Below are 22,201 nucleotides of genomic sequence, written 5' to 3' on the forward strand. Positions count from 1 at the left end.
CAAGGTCAGAGCATACCTTGCAGCGCGGGGTGCACCAGCTTGCCGCCGTCGACGTTGATGCCGCTATTCAGCGGGGCGAACTGGCGCCACTCGCTGCCCGCGGCCAGGCGCTGCACGTACGGCAGGATCGCGGCGGAGATCGCCAGCGACGAGGTCTGCGGCACCGCGCCCGGCATGTTGGTCACGCAGAAATGGGTGACGCCGTGCACGTCGTAGGTGGGTTTCTCCCAGGTGGTCGGATGCGATGTCTCGAAGCAGCCGCCCTGGTCGATCGCGATATCCACCAGCACGCTGCCCGGCTCCATCGTCTTCACCATCGCCTCGGTGACCACGTGCGGCGCCCGGGCGCTGGGGATCAGCACCGCGCCGACCACGATGTCGGCATCGCGCACTTCCTCGGCCACCGACGACTCGTAGGCGTACAGCGCGGTGACGTTGTTGCCCATCGCCATCATCTCGGCGAGGCGGTCGTGGCGCTTGTCGAACACCACCACGTTGGCGCCGGCAGCCGCGGCCAGCGCCGCGGCGTTGCCACCGGCGGCACCGGCACCGAGCACCACCACCTTGCCACGCGGGGTGGACGCCATGCCGCCGAGCAGCTTGCCCTTGCCGCCCTGCGGGCGATGCAGCAGCGTGGTGCCGAGCTGGGTGGCGATGCGGCCGGCGATCACCGACATCGGCAGCAGCAGCGGCAGCATGCCGTTCTCGGTCACCGACTCGAACGCCACGGCGGTGAGGCCGATGTCGAGCAGGCGGCGGGTCAGCGCGGGTTCGGCGGCCAGGTGCAGGTAGCAGAACAGCAGGTGGTGCTTCTGCAGCAGGGCCAGGTCGCCGGTGACCGGCTCCTTCACCTTGACGATCAGCTCGCCAGCCGCGTACAGCGCGGCGGCATCCGCCACCACCGTAATCCCTTCCCGGGCATAGGCTTCGTCGGCAAAGCCGCTTTTCAGGCCGGCGCCGGACTGGATGAATACGTCATGGCCGCGGCGCACCAGGTCGGCGGCGGCGGCGGGAATCAGGGCAACACGCCCTTCCATCGTCTTGGTTTCGGAGGGAATGCCGATGCGCATGGAATATGGTGTCCTGTGAAAGGTTGAACCCATCGCGCCACCGACGCGGTCGTGCCGCCGATCAGCCGATGCCTTGAATCGGTGCCGCGTATTCCCCATTCTTCCGGGGTCGTGTGCTCCATCGTCATCACCTGCTGCGTCCCGAAAGGAAACGGCCGCAGGAGCTGGAGCGAATAGCCACTCAAGTCACCCGAAAACCCAAGGATTATAACCACCATGAGCACCCCCAAACACAGCCGCCTGCTGATCCTTGGCTCCGGCCCCGCCGGCTACACCGCCGCGGTGTACGCCGCCCGCGCCAACCTCAAGCCGACCATGATCACCGGCCTGCAGCAGGGCGGCCAGCTGATGACCACCACCGACGTGGACAACTGGCCGGGCGACGTCGAGGGCCTGCAGGGTCCGGCGCTGATGCAGCGCATGGCCGAGCACGCCGAGCGCTTCCACACCGAGATGATCTTCGACCACATCCACACGGTGGACCTGAAGCAGCGCCCGTTCCGGCTCAAGGGCGACTCCGGCGAGTACACCGCCGACGCGATGATCATCGCCACCGGCGCCACCGCCAAATACCTCGGCATCGCCAGCGAGGAGAAGTTCAAGGGCAAGGGCGTGTCCGCCTGCGCCACTTGCGACGGCTTCTTCTTCCGCGACCAGGACGTGGTGGTGATCGGCGGCGGCAACACCGCGGTCGAGGAAGCGCTGTACCTGGCCAACATCGGCCGCAAGGTCTACCTGGTGCACCGCCGCGACAAGCTGCGCGCCGAGAAGATCATGCAGGACAAGCTGTTCGAGAAGGCCGCCGCCGGCAAGATCGAGCTGGTCTGGAACCACACCATCGACGAGGTGCTGGGCGACCACACCGGCGTCACCGGCGTGCGCGTGAAGGACGTCAACTCCGGCGTCACCCGCGACATCGCCGCCACCGGCTTCTTCGTGGCGATCGGCCACACGCCGAACACCGGCATCTTCGAAGGGCAGCTCGACATGCACGACGGCTACATCAAGATCCACAGCGGCCAGCACGGCATGGCCACGATGACCTCGGTGCCCGGCGTGTTCGCCGCCGGCGACGTGGCCGACCACATCTACCGCCAGGCGGTCACCTCGGCCGGCTTCGGCTGCATGGCCGCGCTGGACGCCGAACGCTGGCTGGACCAGCAGACGCCGGCGGGCTGATGAAGCAGGACTGAGTGGAAAGGAGTGAGGAATGAGCGGTGGCATGAACCGTACCGCTCGTTCCACACTGCATGGCCATGCACGAGATCCGCTTCCACGACGCGATCGCCGAACTGCCTGCCGCGGAATGGGACGCCCTGCGCGCCGAGGCGAACCCGTTCGTGTCGCACGCGTTCCTGCACGCGCTGGAACGCAGTGGCTGCATCCGTCCCGACTGGGGCTGGCAGGCGCATCACCTGGGACTGTACGAAGACGGCCGACTGCTGGCCGCCGCGCCGCTGTACCTGAAGGGTAACTCGCACGGCGAGTTCGTGTTCGACTGGAGCTGGGCGCGCGCCTGGGAGCGCGCCGGTGGCGAGTACTATCCGAAGCTGCTCAACGGCGTGCCCTACTCGCCCGTGCCCGGGCCACGCCTGCTGGCCGGCCATGACGCGCGCACGCCGTCGCTGCAGCGCGAACTGGTCGAGGCGATGCGCGGCGAAGCCGAGCGGCTGGGCCTGTCGTCGGTGCACGCGAACTTCCTGCAGGGCGCCGAACTGGCCGCGTTCGGCGACGACTGGCTGGCTCGCTCGGACGTGCAGTTCCACTGGCACAACCGCGGTTACCGCCACTTCCCGGACTTCCTCGCCGCGCTCAGCCACAAGAAGCGCAAGAACATCCTGCACGAACGCCGCCAGGTGGTGGCGAGCGGACTGGCCATCGAGTGGCGCAGCGGCGACACGCTCGGCCCCGATGAGTGGCAGCGCGTGCATGCGCTGTACGAAGCCACCTTCGACATGAAGGGCAACCACGCGGCGCTGACCGCCGCGTTCTTCCAGCGGCTCGGCACGCTGGGGTCGACCGTTCAGCTCGCACTGGCCCGTGCTGGCGCAGCCATCGTGGCGATGGCGCTGTTCGTGCAGGGCGGCAACGTGCTGTACGGCCGCTACTGGGGCGCGTCGACGGACGTGTCCGGCCTGCATTTCGAGCTGTGTTACTACCGCGGCATCGAATACGCGATCGCGCACCGGCTCGACCGCTTCGAACCCGGTGCGCAGGGCGAACACAAGCTGGCACGCGGCTTCCTGCCGGTGCGCACGCACTCGCGCCACTACCTGGCGAACCCCGGTTTCCGCGCCGCAGTAGCCACGGCGCTTGCCAGCGAGGCCGAAGCGGTCGACGCTTATGCCAACGAGCTGCAAGACCACAGCCCCTATGCCGAACACGGCAAGGTCGAACGATGAACCGGCTGCCGCTGCTGGATGCCGAAGCCTGGGACCGCTTTCCCGATCCGCGCCAGGCGCTGGCCGAACCGAACGGCCTGCTCGCGGTCGGTGGCGACCTGTCGCCGCAGCGGCTGCTGGCCGCGTACAGCCTCGGCATCTTCCCGTGGTTCGGCGAGCATGAACCGATCCTGTGGTGGTCGCCCGATCCGCGTTGCGTGTTCCGTACCGAAACCCCGCGGATCAACCGCAGCCTGCGCCGCCAGCTCAGGGGCAAGCCGTGGCGACTCAGCGTGGACCACGCGTTCGAGCAGGTCATCTGCGCCTGCGCCGCGCCGCGCGCCAACGACTCCGGCACCTGGCTGGTGCCGGCGATGATCGACGCCTATCGGCAACTGCACCGGCTCGGCCATGCGCACAGCGTCGAAGTCTGGGACGGCGAGCGCCTGGTCGGCGGCATCTACGGGGTGGCCATCGGCCGGCTGTTCTGCGGCGAATCGATGTTCAGTGCAGAAAGCGGCGGCTCCAAGCTCGCCCTGGCCGCGCTGGCGCACCTGCTGCGCGACATGGATTTTCCGCTGATCGACGCCCAGGTCAGCAACTCGCATACGCTGGGCCTGGGCGCGATCGAGATGCCGCGCGTGGAGTTCCTGCGGCAGGCTGCGCGGCTCGGCCAGATGCCCGGGCTGGTCGGCAGCTGGGCCGCCTTCACGCCGCGCCTGCTGCAGCCTGCCGCCGGCGGCTGAGCTGTCAGCCGGCCCGCGCGGTGTACTTGCGCGCCACGTAATCGTCGAGGATGCCCACGAACTCGTTCGCGATGTTGTCGCCGCGCAGGGTCATCGCCTTCTCGCCGTCGATGAACACCGGTGCCGCCGGCGCCTCGCCGTTGCCCGGCAGCGAGATGCCGATGTTGGCGTGCTTGGATTCGCCCGGGCCGTTGACGATGCAGCCCATCACCGCCAGGGTGAGGTTCTCCACGCCGTCGTACTTGATCCGCCACACCGGCATCTGCTCGCGCACATGTTCCTGCACGGTCTTGGCGAGTACCTGGAAGAACTCGCTGGTGGTGCGCCCGCAACCCGGGCAGGCGGTGACCAGCGGCGTGAACGAGCGCAGGCCCATGGTCTGCAGCAGTTCCTGCGCCACGATCACCTCGCCGGTGCGCGAGGCACCCGGCTCCGGCGTGAGCGAGATGCGGATGGTGTCGCCGATGCCTTCCTGCAGCAGCACGGCGAGCGCGGCGCTGGATGCAGTGATGCCCTTTGAACCCATGCCGGCCTCGGTCAGACCCAGGTGCAGCGCGTAGTCGCAGCGCGCGGCCAGGTCGCGGTACACCGCGATCAGTTCCTGCACGCCGGAGACCTTGCACGACAAGATGATGCGCTCGCGCGGCAGGCCGATCTTCTCGGCCAGCACGGCCGAATCCAGCGCCGAACGGATCAGCGCCTCGCGGGCCACGTGCGAGGCGTCCCATGGCTCGGCGCGGCGCGCGTTCTCGTCCATCAGCGCGGTGAGCATGCCCTGGTCCAGCGAGCCCCAGTTCGCACCGATGCGCACCGGTTTGCGGTACTGGATCGCCTTCTCGATGATCGCGCCGAACTGGCTGTCCTTCTTCTTGCCGAAGCCGACGTTGCCGGGGTTGATGCGGTACTTCGCCAGCACCTCGGCGCAGGCCGGCTCGCGCTCCAGCAGCTGGTGGCCGTTGTAGTGGAAGTCGCCCACGATCGGCACCTCCACCCCCATCATCGCCAGCCGCTCGGCGATGCGCGGCACCGCGGCGGCGGCAGCCGGCGTGTTGACCGTGATGCGTACCAGCTCGGAGCCGGCACGGGCCAGCTCGGCAATCTGTTTCGCGGTGCTGGCCGGGTCCTCGGTGTCGGTGTTGGTCATCGACTGCACCACCACCGGCGCGCCGCCGCCCACCATCACCTTGCCGATCTGCACGGCCACGCTGGGCCGGCGTAGCGCCGGCGCGGCCGGACGCGGTTTCTGTGCAGCAAGCTCACTCATGGAATCAACCGGAATACAGGTCGCGAAAGCTCGCGGCGATGGCGACAAGAATAACCGATCAGGCTTGCCCTCTTGCGACAAATCAGCGCACGCTGGTGCCTGCGGGGCCGGAGGTAGCCCATTCCCGTCTTTTTTGCACGTGGACGGATTGCCGCAGCGACTTGATCGTGGTCAAGGTGGCGTCGCATTCTTGCCTTAGAATTCGCCAGTTATCCAGCCGGGAAACCCCATGCCGAACACCGAGTATTACAACGACAGGGTCGTGCGCCAGTTCCTGTTGGCCGCCGCCGTATGGGGCATCATCGGCATGTCGGTCGGCGTGTACATCGCCGCCGAGCTGATGTGGCCGGCGCTCAATTTCAACTTGCCATGGATCACCTTCAGCCGGCTACGCCCCGATCATACGTTCGGCGTGATCTTCGCTTTCGGCGGTTCGGCGCTGATGGGCACCTGCTACTACGTGGTGCAGCGTACCGGGCACGCCCGGCTGGCCTTCACCAAACTGGCCGGGTTCACGTTCTGGGGCTGGCAACTGGTCTGCGTGCTGGCCATGACCACGATGCCGCTGGGGCTCACCCAGAGCAAGGAATACGCCGAACCGGAATGGTTCATCGACATCCTGATCGCGGTGGTCTGGGTCAGTTTCGGCGTGGTGTTCTTCGGCAGCCTGGCGCGCCGGCGCATCAAGCACATCTACGTGGCGAACTGGTACTACGGCGCCTTCATCATCGCCGTCGGCCTGCTGCACATCGTCAACAACCTCGCCATTCCGGTCTCGCTGACCAAGTCGTACTCGATCTATTCGGGCGTGGTCGATGCGATGGTGCAGTGGTGGTACGGCCACAACGCGGTGGCGTTCTTCCTGACCGCCGGCTTCCTCGGCATGATGTATTACTTCGTGCCGCGGCAGGCCCAGCAGCCGCTGTGGAGCTACCGCTTCTCGATCGTCAATTTCTGGGCGCTGATCTCGGTCTACATGTGGGCCGGCGCGCACCACCTGATGTACACCGCGCTGCCGGACTGGGTGCAGTCGGTCGGCATGGCGTTCTCGCTGGTGCTGCTGATGCCGAGCCTGGGTTCGGCGGCGAACGGGCTGCTCACCTTCAACGGTTCGTGGCACAAGCTGAAGACCGACCCGGCGGCCAAGTTCATGGTGATGTCGCTGGTGTTCTACGGCGCCGCCACGTTCGAAGGCTCGATGATGGCGGTCAAGACGGTCAACTCGCTGTCGCACTACACCGACTGGACGATCGCCCACGTGCATTCCGGCTCGCTCGGCTGGGTCGCGATGATCACCATCGGCTCGCTGTACGCGATGGCGCCGCGCGCGCTGGGTCGGCCGGAGATGTATTCGCACAAGAGCATGGAGCTGCACTTCTGGCTGCACATCATCGGCACCCTGCTCTACATCGGCTCGATGTGGACGGCCGGCGTCACCGAAGGCCTGATGTGGCGCGCCACCAACCCGGACGGCGCGCTCACCTACGGCTTCCTGGACAGCCTGATCGCGATCAAGCCGATGTACCTCATCCGCTGGCTGGGTGGCGTATGCATCCTGTCGGGCATGTGGGTGATGGCTTGGAACCTGTGGCACACGGCGGCGGACGCGCGCGCGCGGCTGATCAAGCCGATCCCGGTTCCCATCCCCGAGCCGGTACCGCACCAGGTACCCGCGCCACTGCCGGCCGTCGGCTGAGGAACACGTCATCATGGCTTACAAGCATTTCGAAGCAATCGAGAAACACGTCGGCCTGCTCGGCGTCCTGATCGCGATCATGGTCTCGCTGGGCGGCCTGGCCGAAATCACCCCGCTGTTCATGGAGGCGCATTCGGTGAAGGCGCCGCCGGGCGTGCAACCGTACGACCCGCTGCGACTGATCGGCAAGGACGTCTACGTGCGCGAGGGCTGCTACCTGTGCCATTCGCAGATGATCCGCGCGCTGCGCTTCGAGACCGAACGCTACGGCCATTACTCCACCGCGGCGGAATCGGTCTACGACCGCCCGTTCCAGTGGGGCTCCAAGCGCACCGGCCCGGACCTGGCACGCGTGGGCGGCAAGTACTCCGACGACTGGCAGCGCATGCATCTGATGGACCCGCGCCAGGTGGTGCCGCAATCCAACATGCCCGGCTATCCGTGGCTGGCGCACAACAAGATCGATGCGGCCGACGTGCAGGCGCGCATGCGCACGCTGCGCCGGCTGGGCGACCCGTACACCGACGCCGAGATCGCCGGCGCCCCCGCCGCCGTGGAAGGCAAGACCGAGCTGGACGCGCTGATCGCCTACCTGCAGGGGCTGGGCATCAAGAATGAACCGGTCTCGACGGCGGCCGCCAATGCCGCGGCCAGTGACGGAGGCGCGCCATGACACCGATCAACCCGATCTGGGGCCATGTCGCCGGCGTATTCATCGTGCTGATGATGATCAGTTTCATCGGCATCTGGATCTGGGCCTGGCGCAAATATCACAAACCGACCTTCAACCGCATGGCGCACCTGCCACTGGAAGATGAGCCGGAAACCGATGGCCGCACGAAGGAGAATCGCCCATGAGCAGTGGCTGGTCGTTATGGGTGATGTTCCTGGTGGTGCTCAACATGGGCATCACGCTGTTCCTGTTCCTGTGGGGCCCGCGCGCGAAGATACCGACCCTGCCCGACGGCACCAGCGGCCATGTGTGGGCGCACGGCGTGCTGCGCGAAGGCGTGCGCCGGTTGCCGACGTGGTGGGTGGTGTTTTCTGCCAGCATGTTCGTGGCCGGCTTCACCTACCTCTACCTGTACCCGGGTTTCGGCAACCACAAGGGTGCGCTGAACTGGACCTCGCACGGCCAGCTGCAGCGTGACCAGGCCGCCAACAACGCCAGGCTCGAACCACTGCTGGAACGCTTCCGCCTGTACCCGGTGGAAAAGCTGGCCGGCGATCCGGAAGCGCTGGCGATGGGCAAGGTGTTGTTCGAGGACAACTGCGCCGCCTGCCATCAGCGCAGCGGCAAGGGCAACATGCTGCTCGGTGCGCCCAACCTCACCGACAACGACTGGCTCTACGGCGGCAGCGGCAGCGACATCACCACCTCGATCCACGACGGCCGCAGCGGCGTCATGCCGCCGTGGGCCAGCCTGGGCGCGGACAACGTGAAGAATCTGGCGCAGTACGTGCTGAGCCTGTCCGGCTCGCCGCACGACGCGACCAAGGCCGCCGCCGGCCAGCCGCTGTTTGCTACCTGCGCGGCGTGCCATGGTGCCGAAGGCAAGGGCAATCAGGCACTCGGTGCACCCAACCTCACCGACAAGATCTGGCTGCACGGCGGTAGCGTGGCCGACATCGAGAAGACCATCGGCGAAGGACGCCAGGGCCACATGCCGGCATGGAGCCCGCGTCTGAACGACGACCAGATCCATGTGGTCGCCGCCTATGTCTACCAGCTGTCGCACCCTGTCGATGAAAGCAGGCAATGAACCTTCGGCCCGGCACGGATCGGCGTGGTATCGGCAACCGATCGCGTGGCTGGGCGTGTTCGTCTTCGTGGCGTCGATGGCTGGCTGCATCTGGCTGATCGTGGTCGGCAACCGCTACGCCGACACGCCACTGGATACCGCGCACACCGTGTTTGGCGTGCCGGTCAGTGCACACAGCAGCGCCCGTCCGGCACCCAGACCGTCGACTGACCCACCGCCATGAACAGCTACGCGGCGTGGGCCCATCCGCAACTCGCCGCGCAGGTACTGCGCCCCCGCCGCGACGGTTGCAGCGAGATCGCACTCTCGGTCGAGGCGCTGACCGATGCCCGCCAGGTCCTGCAACTGGAACAACTGATCCGCTCACTGCCCGGCGTGCAGCGCGTTGCCATCGATCGTCCGGCGCGCCGGGTGCGGGTGGTGCTGGATGTCGGCCGTACGCCCTTGCCGACCCTGCTGGCGAATTTCGCCGCCGCCGGTTGCCCGGCACAACCGCTGCAGCACGACAGCATCGACGATGCCCGCGCGCAGGAACAGCACGACGCGCTGAAGCGCCTGCTGGTGGCCGGCATGTGCGCAATGCAGGTGATGACCTATGCATTCGTCATCTATATCGGCGTGGTCGACTTCGTCGATTTCAGCACGCGCAACCTGTTCCGCTGGCTCGGCCTGCTGACCAGCGTACCGGTGGTGTTCTACTCGGCCATGCCGTTCTTCCGCGGTGCGCTGCAGGAACTGCGCGAGCGCCGGCTCGGCATCAACCTGCCGGTCGCGCTGGCGGTGGCCCTGGTGTTCCTGGCCAGCATGATCAACACCCTGCGCGGCAGCGGCGAGATCTATTTCGATTCGGTGACCATGTTCGTGTTCCTGCTGCTGGGCGGGCGCTACCTGGAACTGCGCTCGCGCCACCGCAGCGGTGCGATGGGCGATGCGGTGATCGACACCGCGCCGCTGCTGGCGCAACGCCGTCGTGCCGATGGCGAACTGGAAACGGTGCCGGCAATGACCCTGCTGTCCGGCGACCGCGTGCACATCGCCGAAGGCACCCGGGTGCCCGCCGACGGCGTGCTGCAGAGCGCGGATGTCCGGGTGGATGAAGCGCTGCTGTCGGGCGAGTCGCGACCGGTGCGACGCATGCGCGGCGACCAGCTGATCGCCGGCAGCGTGCTGTTGTCCGGCCCGGCCGAACTGATCGTGGAGCACAGCGGCAACACCACCACCGTGGCGCGGCTGGGTGAACTGGCCACGCGTGCGCGGCAGGCACGTACGCTGGGCGCCGCCAGCGATCGCGAGGTCGGCCGCTTCGTCGCCCGCGTGCTGGGGCTGACCGTACTCACCGCACTGGGCTGGTCGCTGGTCGATCCCGCGCGTGCTTTCGAAGCGGCAGTGGCGGTGCTGGTCGTCGCCTGCCCCTGTGCGTTCGCGCTCACCCGCCCGGCCACGCTGACCCGGGCACTGGGCGTGCTGGCCGGTCGCGGCGTGCTGGTCACCCACGGCGAGGCACTCGGCCGGCTGGCCGCGGTCGACTACGCGATGTTCGACAAGACCGGCACGCTGACGGTGCCGCAACTGGACCGCCACGCGGTCGAGCCCTTGCGCGGCGACAGTGCCGAGCAGGTGCTGCAACTGGCCGCCGCACTGGCGCATGAAAGCTCGCACCCGCTGGCCCGTGCGCTGGCCGACACGGCACGCCAGCAGGCGCTGCCGCTGCAGGCGCAATCAGTACAGGTGGCTGCCGCTGCCGGCATCTGCGGCGAAGTGGCGGGCCGCCCGTTGTGGCTGGGGCGGGCTGACTTTGCACTGGCGCCGAGCGGCCAGGCGATTCCCTCCGGCATCAGCGATGCCTTGCTGCTGGCCGATACGCAGGGTGCCATCGCCGCCTTCCATCTGGACGAACAGCCGCGCGCCGATGCCCGCCGCATGCTCGACTTCCTGCGTGCCGACGGCATCGCGACCAGCATGGCCAGCGGCGATGCCGCCAGTCGCGTGGCGACGGTGGCTGATCGCCTCGGCATCGCCGACTGGCATGCACGGCAATCGCCCGCGGACAAACTCGAACGCTTGCAGGCCGCGCACGCCAAGGGACATACCACGCTGGCCGTCGGCGACGGCAGCAACGACGCACCGCTGCTGGCTGGTGCCGATGTCTCGGCGGCGCTGGCCTCCGGCACCGAGCTGGCCCAGGCCCATGCCGACCTGTTGCTGCTGGATGGACGGCTGAGCGGACTGGTCGACGCACGCGCGATCGCCTGCCAGCTGCAGCAGATCACCGCGCAGAGCCGCCGCTGGGCGCTGGCCTACAACCTGTGCGCGGTGCCGTTTGCGGCATTCGGCCTGGTACCGCCATGGCTGGCCGGCATCGGCATGTCGCTCAGTTCGCTGGTGGTGGTGCTGAACGCACTGCGCGTGGGCAGCCGGGAAGCGACTTCGGACGAACGCTCCGGCCCGGCAACCGGCGCACGCGAGTTGCCGGCATGAACATCCTGCTGGTGCTGATTCCGGTAACCCTGGTCATCCTGATCGTGGCCGTGCGGCTGTTCTTCTGGGCGGTCAACCACCAGCAGTTCGACGACCTGGACAGCCCTGCGCAACTGCCGCTGATGGACGACCAGCCCGAGCCGGCGCCACCAGCGGAAACCTCCGAAAGCGATTCCGCCACGCCACCGTAAGGGCGGGCACTGCCCGCCAGCAGACTCCTACGGCTTGCGGCGCAAGGCGGCTTGCAGCAGACGTTGCTGCACGCGTTCGGACACGCTTGCCGGCGCGTCCAGACCCATCCGCGCCAGCGCCTCGCCCTCGCCAGCAGCCACCTCGCCAGGACGCACGACGGCGCCCAGCAATCGCCATTTGCCGCGCCAGTTGCCGCTGCAGGATTTCAGCCATTCCAGTGCCGGCAGCAGGCGCTGCTCGACCCCGGTGAAATCGCTGCCGAACGGAAACGTCGGCAGCAGGCCTTTCTGCCGGAACGGCGCCAGCACCTCGTGCAGGTGGCCCGGGCGATGGCGGCGCCAGGCTTCCGGTATCACGAAATCCGCGGCCAGCTTGCGGTGCGCCTTGGCCTGCGCGCACAGCGCGTCGAGGAAGCGCGCATCGGCGATCGACAGCATCGCCTCGACGCACTCGCCGTCGCTCTTGCCGCGCAGGTCAGCAACACCGTACTCGGTGATGACGATGTCGCGCAGGTGGCGCGGGATGGTGGTCTGGCCGTAGTTCCAGCGGATATTGCTCTCGATGCCGCCGCGACTCTCGCGGGTGGCGCGCAGCAGCAGCACCGAACGACCGTCCGGCAACTCGTGCGCCATCGCCACGAAGTTGTACTGGCCGCCGACGCCGCTGACCACGGCGCCGTCCTCCAGCGTATCGGACACCGCCGCGCCGAGCAGGGTCGCCATCATGCAGGTGTTGAAGAAACGCGCGCCGCGCCGCTGCAACATCGCCAGCGCCTGGTGGTCGCCGTACAGCTGGTTGACGTTGGACACCGCGCACATGTCGATCGCGTCCGGATCGGCCGCCTCGGTGGCGTCGAGCCAGTCGTACAGCTCGCGCGAACCGAGGAAGAACGCGCCGCGCAGGTAGTGTCCGCCCGGCGTGGCCGGGTCCAGGCGGCCGTCCGCGGCGGCGCGTTCCAGCGCCAGGTCGTCCCAGCTGCGCCGCTTCAGGATGCCGCCGCGCTGCAGGTGCATGAAGCCGTCCATCACCATCTCGCTGGCGCCGTACAGGCCGGCCCCGAACGGCGCCAGGCCGCCCAGCTGGCCGGCCAGTGAGTGGGTGGCGCCGCCCGGGTCCAGCGCCACCAGCGCGCGCCGCCATTGGGTGTTGTCGTGCTGGCGCAACAGCAGCGCCTTGACCAGCGCGTCGGACAACGCGCCGATGCCGATCTGCAGACAGCCGCCATCCCTGACCAGCGCGCTGGCATGCAGGCCCAGCGCGTATTCGACGAGATCCACCGGCGACCGCGGCAACGCAAACAGCTGCGATGAATGTTCCGGGCGCAGCTCCACGTCGAAATACGCTTCCGCCACCTCGGCATCGCCGCCCAGGTACGGCAGCTCCGGATGCACCACCGCCACGCACAGCGGCCGCCGGCCGCTCGATTGCGCCTGGCGCAGGAAATCCAGGGTCAGGTCAGGGTTGCACGACAGGCTGTAATGCACGCCGTCCGGCCCTTCGCGCCGCGCCACCAGTTGCACCAGCAGGTTGATGTCCTGCGCCGCCAGGTCGCGCGCCACGTGGGTGTAGTTCTGGCTGATGTAGTTGCGCTGGGCGCTGGCCGAATGCAGCAGCGCGCCGGACTGCAGGTAGAACTCGTGCACCTCGACGTTCACGGGCAGCGCATTGCGCGCCTGGTCGAGCGCGTACTGCGGGTCGATCGCGTCGGCGCCGAAGTGGCGTTCGACGAACGGCCCGAGGAAACGCTGTTCCAGCCCCAGCGCTGGCTGCGGCCGGGTCAGCGACAGCGCGGTATACAGGCGCATCGAGCGCCCGGCGTCGGCGGCGACCAGCCGGTACAGCGCATTGAGCAAGCCATGCGGCTTGCCCAGGCCCAGCGGCGCGGCGATGCGCAGGTGCGGACCCAGTGCATGCGCAAGATGGCGTGCGCAGGCCTCGGTGTCGGCGTAGCGGTACTCGATCGGCATGCGCGCGATCATGCCAGAAGCCCCGCGACGTCGGCGCGCCGACAAGCCATCGCCTACACTCGGGCCATGCCCACGCCACTGATCCCTGCCACCCGGAGCCGCCTGCTGGCCGAACAGGCGCTGAGTCGCGCCGCCGGCGCACCGCTGCTCAGCGGCAACGCGGTGGACCTGCTGATCGATGCCGCCGCCCATTACGAAGCCTGGCTGGCGGCCATCTGCGGTGCGCGCCAGCGCGTACTGCTGGAGAACTACATCATCCGCGACGACGCGGTGGGACGCGCCTTCCGCGATGCGCTGGTCGAACGCGCCCGGGCGGGCGTGTTCGTCGCGGTGGTCGCCGACTGGCTCGGCTGCCTCGGCCAGTCGCGCGGCGCGTTCTGGGCGCCGCTGCGCGCGGCCGGCGGCGAGGTACGCGTGTTCAACCCGCCGCAACTGGGCGAACCGCTGGGCTGGATCAGCCGCGACCATCGCAAGCTGCTGGTGGTCGACGGCGTGCTCGGCTTCCTGTCCGGCGTATGCATCAGTGCGAAATGGCTGGGCGACCCGGCACGCGGCGTGCCACCGTGGCGCGACACCGGCGTGGCGCTGCGCGGCCCGGCGGTGGCCGAGCTGGAGGCCGCGTTCGCGCAGAGCTGGGGCGAGACCGGCGCGGCGCTGCGCCAGCTGCCGGCCGCCACGGAGCCGTCCGCACCGGCTGGCGACGTGGCGTTGCGGCTGATCGCCACCCAGCCGGCCACCGCCGGCATGTACCGGCTCGACCAGCTGGTCGCTGCGATGGCGCGCAAGACGCTGTGGCTCACCGACGCCTACTTCGTGGGCCTCGCGCCCTACGTACAGGCGCTGGTCGCCGCCGCGCGCGACGGCGTGGACGTGCGCCTGCTGGTACCCGGCAGCAGCGACATCCCGGTGGTGGCCGGCATGTCGCGCTCGGGCTACCGGCCGCTGCTGAAGGCCGGCATCCGTGTGTTCGAATGGAACGGTTCGATGCTGCACGCCAAGACCGCGGTGGCCGACGGCCAATGGGCGCGGGTCGGCTCGTCCAACCTCAACATCGCCAGCTGGTTGGGCAACCGCGAGCTTGACGTGGCGGTCGAGGACGCCGGCTTTGCCGGCCAGCTCGCCGTGCAATACGAACAGGACCTGGGCAATGCCACCGAGATCGTGCTGGCCTCGCGCCGGCGCCGGCACGGCAACGGCAGCCGCGAAAAGGTGTGCAGCAGCGAAACGCGGCCGCCGCGGGTACGCCACGGCGGCGGCAGCTCCGGCCGCGCCGCCGCCGGCGCGCTGCGTATCGCCAACAGCGTCGGCGCCGCACTGGCCAACCGGCGCGTGCTCGACGACACCGGCAGCGGCTCACTGGTGATCGGCACGATCGTGCTCATCGTGCTGGCGGTGGTCGCGTTCGCGTGGCCGGCGTGGATCGGCTGGCCGTTCGGCGCCCTCGCTGCCTGGTTCGCGCTGAACCTGGGCATCCGCAGCTGGCGCGCGCGCAAACGTCGCTGGCGCGAACTGCGCGACGCGGATGACGAGTGAGGCCGGCCCGTCCTCTTCAGGCTTTCCCTGCGCTTCCCGTGTCAAGCGGATGTTTTCTCACAACTTGATACAACGCGCATGTTAGGCTCGCGCCCCTATGTCCGCGCCGTTCGACGACACCACGCCACGCCATGTACTGACCCCCAGCTCGCTCAATCGGCTGGTGCGCGACCTGCTGGGCGACGCGCTGCCGCAGGTGTGGATCGAGGGTGAGCTGTCGAACGTGGCCAAGCCAGCCTCGGGCCACCTGTACTTCACGCTGAAGGACAGCGGCGCCCAGGTGCGCTGCGCCATGTTCAAGATGAAGGCGTCCGCGCTGCGCTTCCGCCCGGTCGATGGCATGCAGGTGCTGCTGCGCGCCAAGGTCGGCCTGTACGAGCCGCGCGGCGAGTTCCAGCTGGTCGCCGAATACATGGAGCCGGCCGGCGAAGGCGCGCTGCAACGCGAGTTCGAGCAACTCAAGGCCAGGCTCGACGCCGAAGGCCTGTTCGACCCGGCGCGCAAGCGTGCCCTGCCCGCCTACGCGCGGCGCATCGGCGTGATCACCTCGGCCACCGGCGCAGCAATCCGCGACGTGCTGAGCGTGCTGGCGCGACGCTGGCCGCTGGCCGACGTGGAAGTGCTGCCGGTGCCGGTGCAGGGCCGCGAGGCGCCGCCGGCGATCGTCGCCATGCTGAAGAAAGCCTCGGCCTGCGCACGCTACGACGTGCTGCTGCTCACCCGCGGCGGCGGTTCGCTGGAAGACCTGTGGGCGTTCAACGAGGAAGCAGTGGCGCGGGCGATCCACGCCAGCGCGGTGCCGGTGGTCTCCGCGGTCGGCCACGAGATCGACTTCAGCATCGCCGACTTCGTCGCCGACCTGCGCGCGCCCACGCCTTCGGCTGCCGCCGAATTGCTGGTGCCCGATGCCGTGGCAGTCGATCGCCACCTGCGCCAGCTGCAGCAGCGCCTGGCCACCTTGCAGCAACGCCAGTTACAGGCGCATTCGCAACGCGTCGATCACCTGCTGGCGCGACTGCAGGCGCAGCGGCCACAAGCCCGCTTGCAGCGCGACCGCGAACGGCTGCAGCACCTGCAACGCCGCCTGATTGCCGTGCTGCGCGAACAAGGCCAGCGGCGCCACACGCGACTGGAGCGCCTGCACGCGCGCCTGCTGGCGCAGCATCCGCGTGCGCGCCTGTCGCTGCTGGCACGCCGGCTGGCCGAACAGGATCAGCGCCTGCACCGCGCGATCACGCACATCCTCGAACGCCGGCAGACGACGCTGCACCACGCCGGCCATGCACTGCACGCGGTCAGCCCGCTGGCCACGCTCGAACGCGGCTACGCGATCCTGTTCGAGGCGGACGGCCAGGTGTTGCGCTCGGCCCGGGGTGTCGCCGTGGATACGCGGTTGCGCGCACGCCTCGCCGACGGCGAGTTACCGCTGCGGGTCAGCGACGACTGACCGCCCCGCTCACGCAAACTGAACGCCGCGGCCCGCATCCTTCACGCCTCTCCACGGAGGCGATGCATGAAGGCGGCGGCGTTGTTCGTGAAGGCCCTCGAGGCCGAGGGCGTGCATTGCATCTTCGGCGTGCCCGGCGAGGAAAACCTCGACCTGGTGGAAGCGCTGCGCGAATCATCGATCCGGTTGATCGTGACCCGCCACGAACAGGCCGCCGGCTTCATGGCCGCGACCTGGGGCCGCCTGACCGGTGAGGCCGGCGTGGCGCTGGCCACGCTCGGACCCGGCGCCACCAACCTGGTCACCGCGGCGGCCTATGCCCAGCTCGGCGCGATGCCGATGCTGATGATCACCGGCCAGAAACCGATCCGCACGCACAAGCAGGGCCTGTTCCAGCTGGTCGACGTGGTCGACATGATGCAGCCGTTGACCAAGTACACGCGCCAGCTGGTCTCCGCGCCGACGATCCCGGCGCGGGTGCGCGAGGCGTTCCGCCGCGCGGAGGAGGAGCGCCCCGGCGCGGTGCACCTGGAACTGCCGGAGGACATCGCACGCGACGACGTCGAAGACGCGATCCTGCTGCCCACCGGATACGCGCGCCGTCCCTCGCCCGACGATGCCGCGCTGGTGCAGGCGGCCGAAGCGATCGGCAATGCAGGGAAGCCGATCCTGATGATCGGCGCCGCCGCCAACCGGCAACGCACCGCAGTGGCGTTGCGCGCGTTCATCGACAAGCTGGGCCTGCCGTTCTTCACCACCCAGATGGGCAAGGGCGTGGTCGACGAGGACCACCCGTTGTGGCTGGGCAACGCCGCGCTGTCGGACGGCGACTTCGTGCACCGCGCGATCGACGCCGCCGACGTGATCGTCAACGTCGGTCACGACGTGGTGGAGAAGCCGCCGTTCTTCATGCAGAAAGGCCGGCGCACGGTGATCCACATCAACTTCGCCTCGGCCGAGGTGGACACCGTGTACTTCCCGCAGATCGAGGTGGTCGGCGACATCGCGCATACGGTCGAGCGGCTCACCGATGCGCTGGAGCCGCAAGCGCACTGGGACTTCGCCTGGTTCGACACGGTGCGCCACGCCTTCCACGCGCAGCTGAAGGAACACGCGGACGACGCACGCTTCCCGATGCACCCGGTGCGCATCGTCGCCGACACCCGCCGCTTCATGCCGGACGACGGCGTACTGTGTCTGGACAACGGCATGTACAAGCTGTGGTACGCCCGCTACTACCGTGCGCGCCAGCCGAACACCGTGCTGCTGGACAACGCGCTGGCCACCATGGGCGCCGGCCTGCCCTCGGCGATGGCGGCGAAGATGGTGCACCCGCAGCGCAAGGTGCTGGCGATCTGCGGCGACGGCGGCTTCATGATGAACGCCCAGGAACTGGAAACCGCGGTGCGGCTGAAGCTCGACCTGGTGATCCTGCTGCTGCGCGACGACGCCTACGGCATGATCCGCTGGAAGCAGGCGGAGATGGGCTACGCCGACTACGGCATGCAGTTCGGCAACCCGGATTTCGTGCTGTTCGCCGAAGCGCATGGCGCGCACGGCCACCGCCCGGCCAGCGCCGACGAGTTCCTGCCGACCCTGCAGCGCGCCCATGCGCAAGGCGGCGTGCACCTGATCGACCTTGCCATCGACTACAGCGACAACCACCGCATCCTCGACGAGGAAATCCGTCGACTGAGCGCGGCCGTCTGACCCGGAGACCCCCATGCTGGACAAGACCTATCCCTACTACCTCGCCAACCAGCCGCAGACGTCGAAGAACATGCTCGACGTGCGCGACAAGTACAGCGGCAAGCTCGCCACCCGCGTCGCCGTGCCGGACGCAAAAGCCACCGAGAAGGCGATCGCCGCCGCGGTGAAGGCGGCCCGGCCGATGCGCGAGTACAAGCCGTGGGCGCGCCAGGCGGTGCTGCTGCATTGCGCGCAGCGCTTCGCCGAACGCCGCGACGAACTGGCCGAGGCGCTGTGCATCGAGGCGGGCAAGCCGATCAAGGATGCGGCCGGCGAGGTGACCCGGCTGATCGAGACGTTCCGCATCGCCGCCGAGGAGGCCGTGCGCATCAACGGCGAGACGATCAACCTGGAACTGGCCAGCCGTCTGGACGGCTATCACGGCTACACCAAACGCGTGCCGCTGGGACCAGTGTCGTTCATCACGCCGTTCAACTTTCCGCTGAACCTGGTCGCGCACAAGGTGGCACCAGCGATTGCCGCCGGTTGCCCGTTCGTGCTCAAGCCATCGGAGAAGACGCCGATCGGCGCACTGATCATCGGCGAAGTGCTGGCCGAGACCGACCTGCCGAAAGGCACGTTCTCGATCCTAACCCTGGACGGCGCGCATGCCAGCCCGCTGGTCGAGGACCCGCGCCTCAAGCTGCTCTCGTTCACCGGCGGGCAGATCGGCTGGGACCTGAAGGCCCGCGCCGGCCACAAGAAGGTGACGCTGGAACTGGGTGGCAACGCCGCCTGCATCGTCGACGCCGACCAGGGCCCGAAGCTGGACAAGGTGGTCGCACGGCTCATCTTCGGCGCGTTCTACCAGTCCGGCCAGAGCTGCATCGGCGTGCAGCGCATCTACGCCCATGCCGACATCTACGACGCGCTGAAGCGCAAGCTGGTCGCCGCCACGAAGAAGCTCAAGGCCGGCGATCCGAAAGACAAGAGCGTATTCCTCGGCCCGATGATCGACGAGGCTGCCGCCGAGCGTTTGCACGGCTGGATCCTCGAAGCGAAGAAGGCCGGTGGCAGGATCCTCTGCGGCGGCAGGCGCCAGGGCAACATGCTCGACGCCACTCTGATGGAAGGCGTACCCGCCGACGCCAGGGCAAACCGCCTGGAGGCGTTCGGCCCGTTCGCCCTGCTCGCCCCGTTCCGGAAATTCGACGAAGCGATCGCGCTGGTCAACGACTCCGACTACGGCCTGCAGGCCGGCATCTTCACCGACAGCCTCGCCCACGCGATGCGTGCGTGGAACGAACTGGAACAGGGCGGCGTGATCGTCAACGACATCCCCAGCTTCCGCGTGGACAACATGCCGTACGGCGGCGTGAAGCTGTCCGGCCTGGGCCGCGAGGGCGTGCGCTACGCGATCGAGGACATGAGCGAGATCCGCCTGATGGTGATGCGCGAAGGCTGACGATTACAGCGCGCCGGGTTTCGTGGCCGTGACGTTCCAGCCCATCGCGTTGTACACGTGATAGCGCACGATGCCGGCGTACTCGTGCAGGGCCAGGTCGGCCATGGCGAAGTTGTACGACAGCGGCAGCCAGGACAGCACGCCGTCGACGTGGTCAGCAGGCACCGGCACGGCGTGGATACCGAAGTGCGTGAAGTACAGCATGGCGCGGCGCAGGTGGAAGCCGGACGACACCAGCAGCACGCGGTCGGCACCGTACGCTTTCAGCAGCGGGCCGCTGAACTGCGCGTTCTGCCAGGTGTTCATGCTGCGCGATTCCAGCAGCAGGTCGGCGGCCGCCACGCCGAGCCGCTGCAGCTCGCCGGCGTAGACCGCCGCCTCTGGCCGGCCCAGTCCGCGCGCGTCGCCGCCGCTCAGCTCGACCTTGCACTCGCGCCCGGCCTGCCTACATGCGCGGTACAGCTGCACCGTCTTGCCGATGCGGCCGTAGGCGAACAGGCTGGGCTCGACCTCGCCGCTGCCGGCCACGCGCACGGTGCCGGCGCCCAGCAGCACGATCACGTTGCGCTGGCCCCAGTCGATCGCTGCGGTCGTCGCATGGCCCGATTGCAGCCGCGCCAGCAGCCAGCGCGGTACCGGCCCGCAACCGACCGCCAGCAGCACGATCAGCGCCAACCACAGCAGCACGCGGCTGCAGCGGCACCACTTCAGGCAGGCCAGCACGACGGCCAGCGCAATCAGGGCAAGCAGCACATTCAAGGTCATGACCAGGCCGGTGGAGATGGCGGAATACCGGTGCCATTATGCCGATGCGCCGCACAGCTGGATCGCGATGCACCATGAACCCGCAGCAACAAGCCTTCGACGGACCGAACCTCTGCACGGGAGCTGAGCCATGACCACCCTCGTCTTCGTTCACGGCTGGAGCGTCACCAGCACCTCGACCTACGGCCAGCTGCCGCAGCAGCTGCAGCAACAGGCGTCCGCCGCTGGCCTCTCGTTGACCCTGGCCGACCTGTGGCTGTCCGAATACGTGAGCTTCAACGACGCAGTGACCATGCCCGACCTGGTGCGCGCGTTCGACCATGCCTTGCGCGACCTGCACCTGCTCGATGCCAGCTTCGCCTGCATCACCCACTCCACCGGCGGCCCGGTGGTACGCGAGTGGCTGCGCGCGCAGCGCGACAAGCCGGCCACGCACAGCACGATCCGGCTCAGCCACCTGGTGATGCTGGCGCCGGCGAACTTTGGCTCGGCGCTGGCGCAACTGGGCAAGGGCCTGCTCGGCCGGCTGAAGGCCTGGTTCGGCGGCGTGGAGCCGGGCCAGCGCATCCTCGACTGGCTGGAGCTGGGCAGCGCCGAATCGCTGTCGCTCAACCTCGACTACATCCACAGCGACGACCCGGTGAAGCGCGGGCAGTTCCCGTTCGTGCTGACCGGCGACCGCCCCGACCGCCAGCTGTACGACCACCTCAACAGCTATACCGGCGAGGACGGCTCCGACGGCGTGGTGCGCATCGCCGCGGCCAACCTCAATGCCCACCACGCCGTGCTGTCGCCGCAGGCCGGCAGCGACACGCTGATGCTGAACCTCAGCCGCGGCCCGCGCTGCGCGTTCAAGCTGGTGGCCGGCGCGGCCCACTCCGGCGACGAGCTGGGCATCATGGCCAGCGCCGCGCCGGCCACCGTGCAGGCGATCCTGCGCTGCCTGCAGGTGCGCAGCGTCGACGACTACGAGCGCCTGTGCGACGCCTTCGAGCGCGAGAACGCCGCACGCGATGCCGACAAGGTGGAACTTGAGCCGGCCGGCCCGTTCGCCCCGCGCGTACACATCCACGACCCGCGCAGCCTGCTGATCGTGCGCCTGACCGACGAGGCCGGCGAACCGCTGACCGGCGCCGGTTTCCTGCTCACCGCCGGCGCGCAGGCCAGCGCCGACCTGCTGCCGGCCGGCTTCCTGCTCGACCGCCAGGCCAACTCGAAGCAGCGCACCACCATCTCGCTGTTCCTCGACCACAGCCTGCTCGCCGGCGACGATCGCGTGGCCGACCCGCGCAACAGCCGCAAGACGCTGCGCGCCGCCGTGGCCAGCCACCGCCCCTACGGCGCCAGCGTGCAGCCGCTCGACCTCGGTGGCCTGGTCCATCACGCGCTGGCTACAAGCGCCGCCAGCGACGACCTGTTCGCCCTGCTCGGCCCGCACCAGACCACCGTGCTCGATGTGGTGCTGCCACGCAAGATCCACGAAGGCGTGTTCCGGCTGACCCAGACGCTGACGCCGCAGGATTTCAGCAAGCCGGTGGCGGGGCCGGTAATCGGCTGACCGGGTCCGTACGGGACAAGGCACGCAGATCGGCACGTTCGCCGCAAGCGAGTCCGCGCCTGCCCAGCGGATAGCCAACGCAAACTGACCGACCCTGCCGGCCCGCCGCGTGAAGGGTCTCATATCGGCGATACTGTGCATCCCCGACCCGCGCCAGCCCAGGGCGGTTCCGGGACCCACGCAGAGC

19 protein-coding genes are annotated in these 22,201 nt (G+C 68.6%); 15 read left to right on the top strand and 4 right to left on the bottom strand.

Translation table 11 applies throughout. The features are described 5' to 3' along the window. Window positions 1-5: 5 nt before the first annotated feature. Window positions 6-1,070 carry an alanine dehydrogenase gene (ald, locus tag QQA13_RS08670; RefSeq protein ID WP_108472925.1) on the bottom strand — a complete coding sequence of 355 codons (1,065 nt, stop codon included), beginning with the start codon at window positions 1,068-1,070 and terminating at the stop codon, window positions 6-8. Between the two features lie 216 nt (window positions 1,071-1,286). On the opposite strand from ald, the gene trxB reads away from it, so the two are divergent. From trxB to aat, 3 genes are all read left to right on the top strand, one after another. Beyond that, window positions 1,287-2,249: a thioredoxin-disulfide reductase gene (gene trxB / locus QQA13_RS08675; protein WP_108472926.1), complete on the top strand. Its 963-nt coding sequence runs from the start codon at window positions 1,287-1,289 to the stop codon at window positions 2,247-2,249. A 77-nt stretch (window positions 2,250-2,326) separates the two neighbouring features. Further along, window positions 2,327-3,472: a GNAT family N-acetyltransferase gene (locus QQA13_RS08680; RefSeq protein WP_108472995.1), complete on the top strand. Its 1,146-nt coding sequence runs from the start codon at window positions 2,327-2,329 to the stop codon at window positions 3,470-3,472. Next, complete coding sequence (gene aat, locus QQA13_RS08685) at window positions 3,469-4,197, top strand: leucyl/phenylalanyl-tRNA--protein transferase (protein WP_108472927.1); 729 nt, start codon at window positions 3,469-3,471, stop codon at window positions 4,195-4,197. The genes QQA13_RS08680 and aat overlap by 4 nt, the downstream gene beginning before the upstream one ends. Window positions 4,198-4,201: 4 nt before the next feature. On the opposite strand, the gene ispG is transcribed toward aat, so the two are convergent. Further along, entirely contained in the window at window positions 4,202-5,461 is a 1,260-nt protein-coding gene (gene ispG / locus QQA13_RS08690; protein WP_108472928.1) for a flavodoxin-dependent (E)-4-hydroxy-3-methylbut-2-enyl-diphosphate synthase, read from the bottom strand. A gap of 229 nt (window positions 5,462-5,690) precedes the next feature. Here ispG and ccoN point away from each other — a divergent pair, with 229 nt between their 5' ends. The 7 genes from ccoN to ccoS are packed head-to-tail and all read left to right on the top strand — an operon-like array spanning window position 5,691 to window position 11,589. Then, a complete protein-coding gene (gene ccoN, locus QQA13_RS08695) occupies window positions 5,691-7,157 on the top strand; it encodes a cytochrome-c oxidase, cbb3-type subunit I (protein WP_108472929.1) in 1,467 nt (488 codons plus the stop codon). 13 nt (window positions 7,158-7,170) lie between these two features. Continuing rightward, window positions 7,171-7,830: a cytochrome-c oxidase, cbb3-type subunit II gene (ccoO, locus tag QQA13_RS08700; RefSeq protein WP_108472930.1), complete on the top strand. Its 660-nt coding sequence runs from the start codon at window positions 7,171-7,173 to the stop codon at window positions 7,828-7,830. Further along, complete coding sequence (locus tag QQA13_RS08705; protein ID WP_108472931.1) at window positions 7,827-8,015, top strand: cbb3-type cytochrome oxidase subunit 3; 189 nt, start codon at window positions 7,827-7,829, stop codon at window positions 8,013-8,015. Before ccoO ends, QQA13_RS08705 begins: the two co-directional genes overlap by 4 nt. Then, window positions 8,012-8,920: a cytochrome-c oxidase, cbb3-type subunit III gene (gene ccoP / locus QQA13_RS08710; protein ID WP_108472932.1), complete on the top strand. Its 909-nt coding sequence runs from the start codon at window positions 8,012-8,014 to the stop codon at window positions 8,918-8,920. The genes QQA13_RS08705 and ccoP overlap by 4 nt, the downstream gene beginning before the upstream one ends. Next, window positions 8,904-9,143, top strand: coding sequence for a hypothetical protein (locus tag QQA13_RS08715; RefSeq protein ID WP_108472933.1), 240 nt, complete (start codon window positions 8,904-8,906; stop codon window positions 9,141-9,143). The genes ccoP and QQA13_RS08715 overlap by 17 nt, the downstream gene beginning before the upstream one ends. After that, window positions 9,140-11,398, top strand: coding sequence for a heavy metal translocating P-type ATPase (locus tag QQA13_RS08720; RefSeq protein ID WP_108472934.1), 2,259 nt, complete (start codon window positions 9,140-9,142; stop codon window positions 11,396-11,398). Before QQA13_RS08715 ends, QQA13_RS08720 begins: the two co-directional genes overlap by 4 nt. Then, complete coding sequence (gene ccoS / locus QQA13_RS08725) at window positions 11,395-11,589, top strand: cbb3-type cytochrome oxidase assembly protein CcoS (RefSeq protein WP_108472935.1); 195 nt, start codon at window positions 11,395-11,397, stop codon at window positions 11,587-11,589. Before QQA13_RS08720 ends, ccoS begins: the two co-directional genes overlap by 4 nt. Window positions 11,590-11,616: 27 nt before the next feature. On the opposite strand, the gene QQA13_RS08730 is transcribed toward ccoS, so the two are convergent. Then, window positions 11,617-13,569, bottom strand: coding sequence for an acetyl-CoA hydrolase/transferase C-terminal domain-containing protein (locus QQA13_RS08730; RefSeq protein ID WP_108472936.1), 1,953 nt, complete (start codon window positions 13,567-13,569; stop codon window positions 11,617-11,619). Window positions 13,570-13,623: 54 nt separating this feature from the next. On the opposite strand from QQA13_RS08730, the gene QQA13_RS08735 reads away from it, so the two are divergent. The 4 genes from QQA13_RS08735 (at window position 13,624) to QQA13_RS08750 (ending at window position 19,691) form a co-directional block, all read left to right on the top strand. Next, window positions 13,624-15,090: a phospholipase D-like domain-containing protein gene (locus QQA13_RS08735; protein WP_108472937.1), complete on the top strand. Its 1,467-nt coding sequence runs from the start codon at window positions 13,624-13,626 to the stop codon at window positions 15,088-15,090. A 97-nt stretch (window positions 15,091-15,187) separates the two neighbouring features. Then, complete coding sequence (gene xseA, locus QQA13_RS08740) at window positions 15,188-16,537, top strand: exodeoxyribonuclease VII large subunit (protein ID WP_108472938.1); 1,350 nt, start codon at window positions 15,188-15,190, stop codon at window positions 16,535-16,537. Between the two features lie 66 nt (window positions 16,538-16,603). Further along, window positions 16,604-18,247 (top strand): acetolactate synthase large subunit, encoded by a 1,644-nt coding sequence (locus QQA13_RS08745; RefSeq protein ID WP_108472939.1) that lies wholly within the window; start codon window positions 16,604-16,606, stop codon window positions 18,245-18,247. A 13-nt stretch (window positions 18,248-18,260) separates the two neighbouring features. Next, window positions 18,261-19,691, top strand: coding sequence for an aldehyde dehydrogenase family protein (locus QQA13_RS08750; protein ID WP_108472940.1), 1,431 nt, complete (start codon window positions 18,261-18,263; stop codon window positions 19,689-19,691). Between the two features lie 3 nt (window positions 19,692-19,694). Here QQA13_RS08750 and QQA13_RS08755 read toward each other — a convergent pair whose 3' ends face one another. Beyond that, on the bottom strand, window positions 19,695-20,456 hold the full coding sequence (locus QQA13_RS08755; protein ID WP_108472941.1) for a YdcF family protein: 762 nt from the start codon (window positions 20,454-20,456) through the stop codon (window positions 19,695-19,697). Window positions 20,457-20,586: 130 nt separating this feature from the next. Here QQA13_RS08755 and QQA13_RS08760 point away from each other — a divergent pair, with 130 nt between their 5' ends. Next, complete coding sequence (locus QQA13_RS08760; protein WP_108472942.1) at window positions 20,587-22,014, top strand: phospholipase; 1,428 nt, start codon at window positions 20,587-20,589, stop codon at window positions 22,012-22,014. The last annotated feature ends 187 nt before the right edge of the window (window positions 22,015-22,201 follow it).

The sequence above is a fragment of the Rhodanobacter thiooxydans genome (genome assembly GCF_030291135.1).
Taxonomy (GTDB): domain Bacteria; phylum Pseudomonadota; class Gammaproteobacteria; order Xanthomonadales; family Rhodanobacteraceae; genus Rhodanobacter; species Rhodanobacter thiooxydans_A.